The 12,410-nt window shown below is 63.6% G+C and carries 13 protein-coding genes and 1 riboswitch; of the genes, 4 read left to right on the forward strand and 9 right to left on the reverse strand.

Going from position 1 to position 12,410, the window contains the following annotated elements; genetic code table 11:
* Positions 1 to 25: 25 nt before the first annotated feature.
* Positions 26 to 206: riboswitch (cobalamin riboswitch) on the forward strand.
* 48 nt (positions 207 to 254) lie between these two features.
* On the forward strand, positions 255 to 1,007 hold the full coding sequence (gene bluB / locus FJ867_RS19560; RefSeq protein ID WP_140818289.1) for a 5,6-dimethylbenzimidazole synthase: 753 nt from the start codon (positions 255 to 257) through the stop codon (positions 1,005 to 1,007).
* A 45-nt stretch (positions 1,008 to 1,052) separates the two neighbouring features.
* On the opposite strand, the gene FJ867_RS19565 is transcribed toward bluB, so the two are convergent.
* Positions 1,053 to 1,658, reverse strand: coding sequence for a TetR/AcrR family transcriptional regulator (locus FJ867_RS19565; protein WP_140818291.1), 606 nt, complete (start codon positions 1,656 to 1,658; stop codon positions 1,053 to 1,055).
* Between the two features lie 120 nt (positions 1,659 to 1,778).
* Between FJ867_RS19565 and FJ867_RS19570 the strand changes: the two genes are divergently transcribed.
* On the forward strand, positions 1,779 to 3,002 hold the full coding sequence (locus tag FJ867_RS19570) for an MFS transporter (RefSeq protein ID WP_140674977.1): 1,224 nt from the start codon (positions 1,779 to 1,781) through the stop codon (positions 3,000 to 3,002).
* A 50-nt stretch (positions 3,003 to 3,052) separates the two neighbouring features.
* On the opposite strand, the gene ribB is transcribed toward FJ867_RS19570, so the two are convergent.
* Positions 3,053 to 4,153, reverse strand: coding sequence for a 3,4-dihydroxy-2-butanone-4-phosphate synthase (gene ribB / locus FJ867_RS19575; RefSeq protein WP_140498053.1), 1,101 nt, complete (start codon positions 4,151 to 4,153; stop codon positions 3,053 to 3,055).
* Between the two features lie 100 nt (positions 4,154 to 4,253).
* Positions 4,254 to 5,375, reverse strand: coding sequence for a chorismate synthase (gene aroC, locus FJ867_RS19580; RefSeq protein WP_140520814.1), 1,122 nt, complete (start codon positions 5,373 to 5,375; stop codon positions 4,254 to 4,256).
* Positions 5,376 to 5,557: 182 nt separating this feature from the next.
* Between aroC and FJ867_RS19585 the strand changes: the two genes are divergently transcribed.
* Entirely contained in the window at positions 5,558 to 5,818 is a 261-nt protein-coding gene (locus FJ867_RS19585) for a DUF1344 domain-containing protein (protein ID WP_140498049.1), read from the forward strand.
* Between the two features lie 104 nt (positions 5,819 to 5,922).
* On the opposite strand, the gene FJ867_RS19590 is transcribed toward FJ867_RS19585, so the two are convergent.
* From FJ867_RS19590 to FJ867_RS19605, 4 genes are all read right to left on the reverse strand, one after another.
* A complete protein-coding gene (locus FJ867_RS19590) occupies positions 5,923 to 6,510 on the reverse strand; it encodes a histidine phosphatase family protein (RefSeq protein WP_140520815.1) in 588 nt (195 codons plus the stop codon).
* Between the two features lie 51 nt (positions 6,511 to 6,561).
* On the reverse strand, positions 6,562 to 7,380 hold the full coding sequence (gene fabI, locus FJ867_RS19595) for an enoyl-ACP reductase FabI (RefSeq protein ID WP_140498045.1): 819 nt from the start codon (positions 7,378 to 7,380) through the stop codon (positions 6,562 to 6,564).
* Between the two features lie 105 nt (positions 7,381 to 7,485).
* On the reverse strand, positions 7,486 to 8,433 hold the full coding sequence (locus FJ867_RS19600) for a DnaJ C-terminal domain-containing protein (RefSeq protein WP_140564266.1): 948 nt from the start codon (positions 8,431 to 8,433) through the stop codon (positions 7,486 to 7,488).
* 99 nt (positions 8,434 to 8,532) lie between these two features.
* Entirely contained in the window at positions 8,533 to 8,994 is a 462-nt protein-coding gene (locus tag FJ867_RS19605; protein ID WP_140498041.1) for an RT0821/Lpp0805 family surface protein, read from the reverse strand.
* 40 nt (positions 8,995 to 9,034) lie between these two features.
* On the opposite strand from FJ867_RS19605, the gene pdxH reads away from it, so the two are divergent.
* Complete coding sequence (pdxH, locus tag FJ867_RS19610) at positions 9,035 to 9,652, forward strand: pyridoxamine 5'-phosphate oxidase (protein ID WP_140498039.1); 618 nt, start codon at positions 9,035 to 9,037, stop codon at positions 9,650 to 9,652.
* A 140-nt stretch (positions 9,653 to 9,792) separates the two neighbouring features.
* On the opposite strand, the gene FJ867_RS19615 is transcribed toward pdxH, so the two are convergent.
* Together FJ867_RS19615 and FJ867_RS19620 are read right to left on the reverse strand one after the other, a co-directional pair.
* The gene (locus FJ867_RS19615) at positions 9,793 to 10,542 is read right to left on the reverse strand and encodes a crotonase/enoyl-CoA hydratase family protein (protein ID WP_140818293.1); all 750 of its coding nucleotides are present in this window, start codon (positions 10,540 to 10,542) and stop codon (positions 9,793 to 9,795) included.
* Between the two features lie 19 nt (positions 10,543 to 10,561).
* Entirely contained in the window at positions 10,562 to 12,331 is a 1,770-nt protein-coding gene (locus tag FJ867_RS19620; protein ID WP_140559372.1) for an acyl-CoA dehydrogenase, read from the reverse strand.
* Positions 12,332 to 12,410: the final 79 nt, after the last annotated feature.

A 12,410-nucleotide genomic window follows, 5' to 3' on the forward strand; every position in this document is an offset into this window, starting at 1 on the left:
TTGGCGGCGCAGGGGCTTCGTCGTAAAGTCCCGGCCACTGCCTGGTGCCCGCCGCGAGCGGGAGAATCGGGAACACGGTTTGATACCGTGGCGTGCCCAACGCTGTAAGGGGGACCGCGCCGGTAAATGCCACTGTCGATGACGGGAAGGCGCCGGATGCGGGTTGATCCCGAGCCAGAAGACCGGCCTGGCAGGCATCGTCATCCGCATGGTCAGGCGGACGGCAGTTGATTGCAATCGCAAGGGGACAAGCGATGCCGGACAATATGACCATCCCCGTGGGTGACGGATTCGACCAGATGGCGCGCGATGCGGTCTACCGCGCCATGTTCACGCGGCGCGATGTCCGCAGCCATTTTACATCAGAGGCCGTCGACGACGAGGTCTTGGCGCGGCTGCTGCTTGCCGCCCATCACGCGCCATCGGTCGGCTTCATGCAGCCATGGAATTTCATCGTCATTCGTGGCACCGAACGACGGGAACAGGTGCGCGACCTGTTCCTCGCGGCGCGCGAGCAGGAATTGCCGGCGATCGAGGAAGAGCGGCGGGCGCTCTACCGCAAGCTCAAGCTGGAAGGCATCTGCGAAAGCGCGCTCAATATCTGTATCACCTGCGACCGCCGACGCTCACAGGGTTCGCCGCTGGGACGCTGGCACAATCCCGAGATGGATCTCTACAGCACGGTCTGCGCGGTGCAGAATTTCTGGCTGGCGGCGCGCGCCGAAGGCGTCGGCGTTGGCTGGGTCAGCATTATCGAGGCGCAGGCGTTGAAAGGCCTTCTGTCGATTCCCGAGCACGTGACGCCGGTGGCCTATCTCTGTGTCGGCCGTGTCTCGGAGTTCGCGCCGAAACCGGACCTCGAAACACATGGCTGGGGGCGGCGGCTGCCGCTGCCCGAGCTGATCATGAGCGAGACGTTTTGCGGACAGGGCGAAGTTCCGCTCAAATCAACGATCGCACGCCTCAAGGCGGCAACATGCGAAACGTCTGACAAACCCTTGATTTGATTGCCGATACGGCATGCGCAGCGCGCTGCCGGCGGCCTGCCGTCGTCAGGCGGCTCCGGCATCCTTCCTCAACAATCCTTCGAGCAGTTGCTTGAATGCCGCCACCACGGTCTTCGACGTCGCTTCCGGGTCGTTCGAATTGGCGATCCGCTGCGCCGCCTGGCTGCTCGCCCCGTTGATCAGCCGTGCCGCGGTCTCGGGGTCTACGCCCGGGACAACCACCCCGCCGCCCTGCAGCGTCGTCAGGTGATCGGTCATCGACGCGACGCAGGCATTGGCGTTCGGCCATTGCGCGGGATCCCCCAGCACGGCCGGACCGTCCCGAAACATGATGCGCTGGATTTCCGGCTCCAGCGCCATTTCGATGTAGCTCGTGCATTCGTCGACGAAGCTTTGCCAGCGGGTCGGTGCTTTCGCTGCAACCTCATTCACCCGTGCCGCCATCTCGGCGTCTATCTCGGCGATAACCGCCTGCAAAAGCCCCTTCTTGTCCCCGAAATGATGATAGAGCGCACCGCGCGTCAGCCCTGCCGATGCGGTGAAATCATCCATCGATGCCTCGGCATAACCGATCGTTCCGAACGCATGCCGGGCCGCGGCAATCAATTTGGCGCGCGTTTCGGCGATCATTTCCCTGCGGGGCTTGTGCATCTCTTCTGGCCTTATCTACATACGTCACGTATGCCAATTGACATACGCGACGTATGATCTATTTAGTATTCATACGCATCGTATGTAATTTCCGAATCGCCTTTTGTCGAGGAACGGACCATGCAGAACCCCTATTCCGAGATTTTTCGAGCCCCTGGCGCCAAGGGCTTTGCCGCTGCAGGCTTCATGGCGCGCCTGCCGATCGCCATGGCGCCGATCGGCATCGTGGCGATGCTGTCGCAGACGCGTGGCGAATACTGGCTGGCGGGTGCCGTCTCGGCGACATTCGCGCTGGCCAACGCTTTCCTGGCGCCGCAGATCTCCAGGCTGGTCGACCGCCTCGGCCAGACATGGATCGTCGTGCCCACCACCATCATCTCCGTGCTGGCATTCCTGCTGCTGATTGCGTCGGCCAACCAGGATTGGCCGGTATGGACAATGTTCGTGTCGGCGCTGCTGGCAGCGGCCATGCCCAGCATGCCGGCAATGGTGCGCGCGCGCTGGACCGAGCTTTTTCGCGGCCGGCCGGAGATGAACACCGCCTTCGCCTTCGAATCGGCGGCCGACGAACTGGTCTATATCGCCGGCGCGTCGCTGTCGGTGGGCCTCAGTGCGGCGCTGTTTCCGGAAGCAGGCATGCTGGCGAGCACGTTGTTTCTCGCTTTGGGCTCGATAGCATTCATCCTGCAGCGATCGACGGAGCCGAAAGTGCGGCCGGTGGACCATGGTTCGACTGGCTCGGCAATCCGCCTGCGGCCGGTACAGATCATCACCTTCGCCCTGATCTTCATCGGCGCGACCTTCGCGACGACGGAAGTGAGCACGGTGGCGATCACCAAGGAGTTCGGCCAAGCCGGTGCCGCAAGCCTGGTGATCGGCGTCTATGCGCTGGGATCGTTCGTGTTGGGCATCGTGGTCGGCGCGCTCAACCTCAAGACGCCGCTACAGCGCCAGCTGACCGTCGCGGTCGCCATCATCGCAGTCAGCACGATTTTGCCGCTCACTGCCGACAGCGTGCCGATTTTGGCGCTGACCGTCTTCATCAGCGGCGTGGCGATCTCGCCGACTTTCATCACGGCATTCGGCCTGATCGAACGGCATGTGCCGGAAGCGATGCTGACCGAGGGCATTACCTGGGTGACAACGGGAATCGGCATCGGCATGGCGCTGGGCTCTTTCGCCGCCGGCGCGGTGGTGGATGCGTTCGGCGCCCAGAACGGGTTCTGGGTCTCGGTGGTCGCGGGCGGCATCGCGCTGGTCACGGTGCTGCTCGGCCAGCGCAGTCTTGCCACTCACAAATGCGAGTTGGATGGGTGTGAAGCGGCCGTCGCTGCCGCGGAATGAACCATGACGCGTCCGGTTCAGCGGATCGGACGCTATTGCCGCCGTCGAATCTAGAGAATCTCGGTCTTGGCGATGTGGATGCCAAAACCTTCGAGGCCGACATAGTGGCGCTCGCGCGAGGCGATCAAATTGATCGAGGAAATGCCGAGATCCTTCAGGATCTGAGCACCGAGCCCGATCTCGCGCCATTCATTCTCGCGGCGGCGCGCCTCTTCGTGGTCCTCCCCGTCGCCGCTCGCCGGCCGGTTGCGCTCCTGGTGGGCGACACCGACCGAGCCCTCGCGCAGATAGACGATGACGCCGCGCTTGCGCTCGCCCATCGCCTTCATGATGGCGTCCAGCCGGTGGCTGGTGCCGAAGACGTCGGTCACCACGTCCTCGGAGTGCAGACGCACAGGCACCTCTTCCCCATCGCGGATGTCGCCGAAGACGACGGCGACATGATGCATGGAATCCCAGGGCAGCGTGTAGGTGAAGACTTGCGCCTTGCCGCCGAGCGTGTCGATCTCGGAGCATGCCACGCGTTCGACCAGTGTTTCCTTGCGTTGCCGATAGGCGATGAGGTCGGCGACCGAGACCTGCTTGAGGCCGTGCTCCTCGGCAAAAGCCGCGACCTGCGGGCCGCGCTTGACGGTGCCGTCATCATTGACCAGTTCCGAGATCACGCCGATCGGCGGCAGGCCGGCGAGCTTGCACAGATCGACGGCCGCCTCGGTATGGCCCGAACGCATAAGCACGCCGCCTTCGCGCGCGATGAGCGGGAAGATGTGGCCGGGGCGGACGAAATCGGAGGCGCCGACATTGCCGTTGGCGAGATTGCGCACGGTCAGCGTGCGGTCGTCAGCTGAAATGCCAGTCGTGGTGCCGTGCTTGAAATCGACGCTAACCGTGAAGGCGGTGGTGTGCGCCGAATCATTGTCGGCGACCATCGGCGCAAGGTTGAGGCGCTTGGCCTCCTCGCGCGGCATCGGCGTGCAGACGATGCCCGAAGTGTTGCGCACGATGAAGGCCATCTTTTCCGGCGTGCAATGGACGGCGGCGACGATCAGGTCGCCCTCGTTCTCGCGCCCGTCATCATCCATGACGACGACGATCTCGCCGCGCTCGAAGGCCCGGATTGCTTCGACGATCTTCTTCTGGTCGTAAGACATGGAATGCTCGCTTCGCTCGCAAGGGAGTAGGGGAATAGGGCGGTAAGGCGGTAGGGGAAAGGAAAAATTGCTCGTCTCGCGGGCAGCTTAACATACTGCCCTACTGCCCTACTGCCCTACTGCCTTCCTTGCCTGTCTGTCCTCGGTGCCGCAGATAATGGTCGGCGATTGCGCAGGCAACCATCGCCTCGCCGATCGGTACGGCGCGAATGCCCACACACGGATCATGGCGACCCTTGGTCATCACTTCGACGTCGTTGCCGTCCTTGTCGATCGACTTCCGGGGCGTCAGGATTGAAGACGTCGGCTTGACGGCGAAGCGGGCGATGATCGCCTGGCCGGTCGAGATGCCGCCAAGGATGCCGCCGGCATTGTTGGACAGGAACACCGGCTGGCCGTCATTGCCGATGCGCATCTCGTCGGCATTCTGTTCGCCGGTGATGCGGGCGGCCTCGAAGCCGTTGCCGATCTCGACGCCCTTGACGGCGTTGATCGACATCAGGCCTGATGCGATATCCTGGTCGAGCTTTGCGTAGATCGGCGCGCCGAGGCCGGCCGGAACGCCGTCGGCGACGATCTCGATCACGGCGCCGACGGAGGAACCCGCCTTGCGGATGCCGTCGAGATAGCTCGTGAAAACGGGAACGGACGCCGGATCCGGCGTGAAGAACGGATTGTCCGCGTCGCCAATGAAATTCCAGTTCCAGTTGGCGCGGTCGATCGACTTCTCACCCATCGATACCAGTGCACCGCGCACCACCATGCCCGGCACGACCTTGCGGGCGAGGGCTCCGGCGGCGACCCGAGCCGCGGTCTCGCGCGCCGAGGATCGGCCGCCGCCGCGATAGTCGCGCACGCCGTATTTGACGTCATAGGTGTAGTCCGCATGGCCCGGCCTGTACTGGCGGGCGATCTCTCCATAGTCCTTCGAGCGCTGGTCGACATTCTCGATCAGCATGGAGATCGGCGTACCTGTCGTGATCATCGTCTCGCCGTCATCGTCAAGGATGAAGCCCGACAGCACCTTCACTTCGTCAGGCTCACGGCGCTGCGTGACGAAGCGCGACTGGCCGGGCCGGCGCTTGTCGAGTTCGGCCTGGATTTCGTCACGCGTGAAGCGGATGCCGGGTGGGCAGCCGTCGACCACGCAGCCCAATGCGGCCCCATGGCTTTCGCCCCAGGTGGTGACGCGGAAAAGATGGCCGAACGTGTTGTGAGACATCGCAAAGTGCCTTGCCCGGCATCGGAGCCGACTGAAGCCTGCCTTCTATTGGCGTTTTCCACAGGGGTCAAACCGTGATCTTCGGATTTAGTTTTGACACATTCGATTGGTTTCTGCTCTGCTCCATTCGCCGTTGAGGATCCGCCGCTACCCATGCCGGCGCAATACCAAAGAGGACGATGATGCGTACCCTGATTGGCGCTGTTGCCGCCACATTCCTGCTTTGCACCGCCGCTTTCGCCGGGCAGACCGAAGGCCTGATCAAGAAGATCGACAAGGACGCGCTGACCCTGACGCTGGACGACGGCAAATCCTACAAGCTGAACGCGGAAACCGATCTCGACGCGCTGAAGCCCGGCATGGACATCGTCATCGCCTATGACGTGACCAATGGCGAAAACGTGGTCACCGATATGCAGTTGCCTGACAGCGACTCCGACTAGGCTTCCAATGCAAATCGGCTGTTCGGCGTTTGTTGAGCCGTTACAGCCGTTTTATGCACCTGCGCCGGCGGCCTGCATGAGCCTTCCTGGATCGTGCCGGGTGCCTAAAGCCATCCCAAGGTGTCGCCTTCCAGCTTGAGCACGCGGTCCTGCGGTATCGCCAGCTTCGCCGCATCGTCCTCGGCCATGTCAAGCACGAAGCGAAACAAGGTGCGCATGACGCCGCCATGCGTCACGCAGACTGTCTGGCGCTCGAGCGCGTCGAACCACGGCTTTACCCGTTCGAGCAGCATCTGGTAGCTCTCGGCATCTTTGCCCGGCGGCTGAAAGTTCCATTTGTCCAGCGCACGCGTCCTGCTCGCACCCGGAAATTGCGTCTCCAGCTCGGCAAAGGTGAAACCCTGCCAGTCGCCGAAATTCACTTCAACAAGGCGGGGATCGGTCCCATAGGCAGCGGGGTCGAGTTTCATGGCGGCGCGAATGCGCTCCATGGTCTCGCGCGTGCGCCGCATCGGGCTGGCGACGAAATCGAACTCTGCGGGATTGGAGATCAGGTCAGCCAGCCGATGCCCATTTGCGCTCGCCTGCTCGCGGCCGAGCGCATTGATGTCGGTATCGGCCTGCCCCTGAAGCCGGAATTCGGCATTCCACGCGGTCTGGCCGTGGCGCACGATATAAACCAGCGGGTACATCAGGTCTTCCGGAGGTCGGGCCAGGGCCTGGGCGGAGGATAGGCGGAGGAGTTAATCCTTGACTGTCGAAATGTCAGGTGCGTCGACCGCCTTCATGCCGACGACGTGATAGCCGGAATCGACATGATGCACTTCGCCGGTGACGCCGCGCGACAGGTCGGACAGGAAATAGACGCCGGAATCGCCGACCTCTTCCTGCGTGACCGTCTGCTTCAGCGGCGAATTGTACTCGTTCCACTTCAGGATGTAGCGGAAGTCACCGATTCCGGAAGCGGCCAGCGTCTTGATCGGGCCCGCCGAGATCGCGTTGACGCGGATCTTCTTGGCGCCGAGATCGACGGCGAGGTAACGCACGCTGGCCTCGAGTGCGGCCTTGGCGACGCCCATGACGTTGTAATGCGGCATCACCTTTTCGGCGCCGTAATAGGTCAGCGTCAAAAGCGAACCGCCATCGGTCATCAGCGCCTCGGCGCGCTTGGCGATGGTGGTGAAGGAATAGACCGAAATGTCCATCGTGCGCAGGAAATTATCGCGCGTCGTCTCGACATAGCGGCCGGTCAGTTCGTCCTTGTCGGAAAAAGCGATGGCATGGACGAGGAAGTCGAGCTTGCCCCAATGATTGGCGACATTTGCGAAAACCTCGTCGAGGCTCGCCGGATCAGTTACATCGCAATGGCCGGCGACAAAGGCGCCGAGTTCCGCAGCCAGTGGCTCGACCCGCTTCTTGAACGCTTCACCCTGATAGGTCAGCGCGATCTCGGCGCCGTGGTCGACGCATGCCTTGGCGATGCCGTAGGCGATCGACCTGTTGTTGGCGACGCCGAGGATCAGGCCGCGTTTGCCGGCCATCAGGCCCTGTCCACCCGCCATATGCGTGCTCTCCGCAAGATTTCTTACTTGTGGAGAGCCCTATCGCACAGGCACAGAGCCCCTTCAAGCGCTCAAACGGGACAGTTCGGGGACAAGAGCCGCCAATCAGCCTTTTTGGCTGCGCAACAGCCCTTCGAGCGCGCTGTCGCCGCCTTCTGGCAGCATGATGCGCACATGGGCGTAGAGATCACCGTGGCCGCCGGCCTTTTCCGGCAGGCCCCTGCCCTTCAGGCGCAGGACCTTGTCCGAGCTCGACCAGGCGGGAACGTTGACCGCGAGCTTGCCGGTCGGCGTTTCTACGGCCACCTTGGCGCCAAGCACGGCATCGGCCAGCCCCACCGGCAAATCGGCATGCAGGTCGCGGCCCTCCAGGCGGTAGCGCGGATGCCGGCGGAAGCGGATCTTGACCAACGCGTCGCCGGGCTGGCCCGGCCCTTGCTCGCCCTGCCCCTTCAGCCGGATGGTCTGCCCGTCCTCGACATAGGCCGGCAGCTTGACCGCCACCTTGCGGCCGTCAGGGAACATCGCCGTGACCTTTTCAGCGTTCGCCGCTTCCTCGATGGTAACGTCGAGCGTGACATTGAGGTCGGCGGCGGTTGCCGGCTGGCGGCGGTCACCCATTCCTGCCCCGCTTTGGCCGGGGCCGCGCGAGCCGGAGAAGACGTCGCCAAAAATCTGGCTGAAGATATCGCTGTTGCCATCGAACGGATCGCCGCCAGGGCGTCCGGAGCGGAACTCGAATCGCGAACCGCCAGCTCCCTGCTGCTGGCGGCGAAAACCGCCGAAGGGGTCACCGCCACCGGGGGCGCCCTCGAAGCCCTGGAAACGCGGCTTGCCGTCGGCGTCGATCTCGCCGCGATCGAAAGCGGCACGGGTCTTCTCGTCGCCGACGATCTCATAGGCCTGATTGGCCGCGGCAAAACGGTCCTTCGCCTTGGGATCATTCGGATTCTGGTCCGGATGATGCTTCTTGGCGAGTTTGCGGTACGCCGATTTTATGTCCTTGGCCGATGCGTTCTTTGCAACGCCCAGCACCTCATAGGGGTCGCGCATGCTTCCTGCCCTGGAGAAAGAGTGAGTCCATAGTCGCCTCTTATATGCGCTCGCATAGGAAGAAATTCCAGTGCTGGACGTTATTTCAAAGGTGGAAGATCAAAGCGCCCTGAAGTCCTGCATGCGCCAGCCGCCGGCGCTGGCCAGGCAAAGTTCGCCCGCGAACATGGCAACGCCGTCAAAGCTTTCGCGCGAAGCCTTGAAGCGGCGGCAGGTCTGACCCCCGTCCTTCAATTCCGCCAGTTCGGTGATGGAGCCGCGCGAACCCGTACCGGCATTGGCCCACGGCACGGCTTGACCGCCGAGCTGCTCGATGTCGGCGGAGGACACCGCGTTGCCGATCGTCGTCTGGTCGGAATCGCGGTCCGAATCGGCCGACGCGGCTGGAGCCGAAATGCTGCCGGTCAGGATCGAGCGATCGACCTCGGCTTTTTGCAGGCTGAAGCCGCCCGCGCCACATGCGGCAAGCGGCAAGGCAATCATCACGATCGCGGCTTTGGCGCTGGCTGAAGCAAATAGGCTGCCTTGCCTGCTGTCAAAAGCTTGCGCGATACGCGACAATCGGCAACCTCCCCTGTTTGATGAAAATTTGAGAAAAACTATGAGTGAGACTGAGTTAACAAGCGGTGACTTTACCGAGGCCGCCGAGCCGTTTCGCCTTTTTGCCGCATGGCTGGACGACGCCACCAAAAGCGAAATGAACGACCCCAACGGCGTGGCGTTGGCAACCGTCGATGCCGAGGGCATGCCGGATGTGCGGATGGTGCTGCTCAAGGGGTTCGATGAGAGCGGCTTTGTGTTCTACACGAATTTCGAAAGCGCCAAGGGCCGGGAGATCCTAGGCAGCATGAAGGCGGCGATGTGCTTCCACTGGAAATCGCTGCGCCGCCAGGTGCGCGTGCGCGGGCCGGTGGAGATCGTCAGCGATGCCGAAGCCGACGCCTATTACGCGACACGGCCGCGCGGCAGCCGCATCGGCGCCTGGGCCTCGAAACAGTCGCGGCCGCTGGAAAGCCGGTTCGCGCTGGAAAAGGCGGTGGCCGAATACACGGCCCGCTACGCCATCGGCGAGATTCCGCGCCCAAAACACTGGTCGGGTTTCCGCATCGTGCCGAAGACGATCGAGTTCTGGCACGACAGACCGTTTCGGCTGCATGACCGCGTGGTGTTTTCGCGCAATGCCGGGGGCGGTTGGGAGAAGACGCGGCTTTATCCCTGACTTTGTAAACTAGCGCCGACATCCTCACTGCGCCTAGCCCGGGCTGGCCAGTGGCGACCGAGGCACGCGGGATAGGTCGGCGCTCCACCCCACCCGACCCTGCGGGCCGACCTCCCCATCTAAGGGAGGCGGGGGCCGAACTATTTTTTTCTGGTCATGAATGCCGTCAGTGCAGCGCGGGCTTCGTCCGATTTCAGCCGCTCGCGAAAATGCTCGCTTTCCACGTTGATGCGGGCGACGAGGTCCTCGCGAGAGCCGCGCATCAGGTCGCGCGCGATCCTGAGCGCCTGCGGCGGCTTGGTGGCGATCTGGCCGGCGGCCGCCAGAACCGACGCCTCCAGCGCTCCTTCCTCGACAACTTCGTAGATCAGACCAGCGGCCTTGGCGCGTTCGGCCGAGAAGCCTTCGCCAAGGCCGAGCAGCGCGAACGCGCCCTGCTGGCCCAGGATGCGCGGCGCCAGCAGGCTCGATCCCGCTTCGGGCACAAGGCCGAGGTCGACGAAGGGTGTCCTGAACACGGTGCGCGGCGTGGCGAAGGTCAGGTCGCAGTGCAAATTGAGCGTGGTGCCGATGCCGACCGCGATGCCGTCGACACCGGAGACGATGGGTTTTGCGACCCTGGCCAGCGCCATCAGGAAATCCCAGACTTCCGTGCCGCCTTCGCCGCCAGTGGCGACGACCATGAAATCGGCGAGGTCGTTGCCGGAGGAGAAGGCACCGGGCACGCCGAGAAAGACATGGACGCGAATTGCCGGATCCGCATCCCCTTCGGCCAAGGTTTGCGACATCTTGGCGTACATGGCGCGCGTCAGCGCGTTCTTCTTGTCCGGGCGGTTTATGCGGATGATCTGGATGGCGCCCTGGCGCTCGACGAGGATATGGTCTGTCACGGTTCTTTCCTTGTGAACGTCAGGCGGAGATCAATGTCTTGCCGGCAGCGGCGAGGCTTGCGGCGCCGTCGACAACGCGCTCCTTCAAGGCACTTGTCTCGCCGAGCAGGTTTTCGGCGAAAAAGCGGCAAAGGGCGACGCGGCCGTGATCGGCAACGGCGCCCCGCGCCAAGTAGGCGCCGCCGGCTGCAAGCGAGACCAGCCGGAGATAGGGTGTCGCGCCGGCAAGCGCCTCGCCAGTCCGGCCATCGGCCGACAGTTTTTGCAGGAAACGTGTCGCTTGCGTCAGATCGTCGAGCCCGCGGTCGAGAGCATCGGCCGTATGGCCAAACCCTTCGAGATTCGATGTCCGCACGGCGCTGGCGACAGCGGCAAGCTCGGCGATGAAGCCGTGCACATGCTCGCCGCCGCCGAGCGGCAGTTTTCGGGTCACCAGATCGATCGCCTGGATGCCGTTGGTGCCCTCGTAGATCGGCGCGATGCGGGCGTCGCGATAGAGTGCCGCAGCCCCCGTCTCCTCGATGAAACCCATGCCGCCATGGACCTGGACGCCAAGCGAGGCGACCTCGACGCCGATATCGGTCGAAAAAGCCTTGGCAAGCGGCGTCAACAGGTTGGCCCGGTCGCGCCAATGCGCCGCCTGGTCACCAGACGATACGCGCGCCAGGTCGATGGCATGGGCACAGGAATAGCTGATCGCCCGCGCGATCTGCGTCAGCGCCTTCATGGTCAGGAGATTGCGCTGCACGTCGGGGTGATGGACGATCGGCGCCATGCCGGCGCCGGCGTAATCCGCCGCCTTGCCCTGGCGGCGCTCATTGGCATAGGCGATCGCCTTCTGGGTCGCGGCTTCCGCGACCGCCACGCCCTGCATCCCGACGGCGAGGCGGGCATTGTTCATCATGGTGAACATGCAGGCCAGCCCCTTGTTCTCCTCGCCGATCAGCCATCCGATGGCGCCGGGCTTGGCGCCCTGAAAACCGTCGCCATAGATCATGGTGCAGGTCGGCGAGGCATGGATGCCGAGCTTGTGCTCGAGGCCCGAACAGAAGACGTCGTTGCGTGCGCCAGGCGAGCCGTCCGCGCCGACCAGGAATTTCGGCACCAGGAAGAGCGAGATGCCGCGCGTGCCCGCAGGCGCGTCAGGCAGCCGCGCCAGTACCAGATGGACGATATTGTCGGTGAGATCATGCTCGCCATAGGTAATGAATATCTTCTGGCCGAAGATGCGGTAGGTGCCGTCGCGGGCCGGTTCGGCGCGCGTGCGCAAGGCAGCGAGGTCCGAGCCGGCCTGCGGCTCAGTCAGGTTCATCGTGCCCATCCACTCGCCGGAGACGAGCTTTGCGAGATACTTGGCCTTGAGCTCTTCCGAAGCGTGCTTGTCGAGCGCCTCGACCGCACCCATGGTCAGCGTCGGGCCAATGCCGAAGGCCATGGCGGCGGAATTCCACATTTCGAGCGCGGCGACGCCGAGCATGGTCGGAAGCGCCTGCCCGCCATATCCTTCCGGGCCGGAGAGCGCGTTCCAGCCGCCGTCGATCCAGCGGCGATAAAGTTCCTTCCAGCCCGGCGGCATGGTCACTGCCGCGTCCTTCAGCACCGCGCCGTGCTCGTCGCCGATCTTGTAGAGCGGCGCGACCTCTTCGGTGGCGAAGCGGCCGGCCTCGCTAAGAACGGCGTCGACGAGATCCTCGCCGAGATCGCCGAACGTGCCGTCATCGAGGGCAGGCTTCAGGCCGGCCACATGCTTGAGGGTGAACGCGATGTCCTCGACCGGTGCCAGATACATGCCGCTCGCTCCTCCTGATGCATCGGCCAGGCTGATCCTAGGACCTGAGTGGGACCTGCTTGCCACACACCGTATTCGC

The sequence above is a fragment of the Mesorhizobium sp. B2-5-3 genome (genome assembly GCF_006441005.1).
Taxonomy (GTDB): domain Bacteria; phylum Pseudomonadota; class Alphaproteobacteria; order Rhizobiales; family Rhizobiaceae; genus Mesorhizobium.

What these genes read in the sequence shown, in the direction of transcription:
- bluB (WP_140818289.1), top strand. Translation starts at nt 255, where the DNA reads ATGCCGGACAATATGACCATCCCCGTGGGTGACGGATTCGACCAGATG.
- FJ867_RS19565 (WP_140818291.1), bottom strand. Translation starts at nt 1,658, where the DNA reads ATGCACAAGCCCCGCAGGGAAATGATCGCCGAAACGCGCGCCAAATTG.
- FJ867_RS19570 (WP_140674977.1), top strand. Translation starts at nt 1,779, where the DNA reads ATGCAGAACCCCTATTCCGAGATTTTTCGAGCCCCTGGCGCCAAGGGC.
- ribB (WP_140498053.1), bottom strand. Translation starts at nt 4,153, where the DNA reads ATGTCTTACGACCAGAAGAAGATCGTCGAAGCAATCCGGGCCTTCGAG.
- aroC (WP_140520814.1), bottom strand. Translation starts at nt 5,375, where the DNA reads ATGTCTCACAACACGTTCGGCCATCTTTTCCGCGTCACCACCTGGGGC.
- FJ867_RS19585 (WP_140498049.1), top strand. Translation starts at nt 5,558, where the DNA reads ATGCGTACCCTGATTGGCGCTGTTGCCGCCACATTCCTGCTTTGCACC.
- FJ867_RS19590 (WP_140520815.1), bottom strand. Translation starts at nt 6,510, where the DNA reads ATGTACCCGCTGGTTTATATCGTGCGCCACGGCCAGACCGCGTGGAAT.
- fabI (WP_140498045.1), bottom strand. Translation starts at nt 7,380, where the DNA reads ATGGCGGGTGGACAGGGCCTGATGGCCGGCAAACGCGGCCTGATCCTC.
- FJ867_RS19600 (WP_140564266.1), bottom strand. Translation starts at nt 8,433, where the DNA reads ATGCGCGACCCCTATGAGGTGCTGGGCGTTGCAAAGAACGCATCGGCC.
- pdxH (WP_140498039.1), top strand. Translation starts at nt 9,035, where the DNA reads ATGAGTGAGACTGAGTTAACAAGCGGTGACTTTACCGAGGCCGCCGAG.
- FJ867_RS19620 (WP_140559372.1), bottom strand. Translation starts at nt 12,331, where the DNA reads ATGTATCTGGCACCGGTCGAGGACATCGCGTTCACCCTCAAGCATGTG.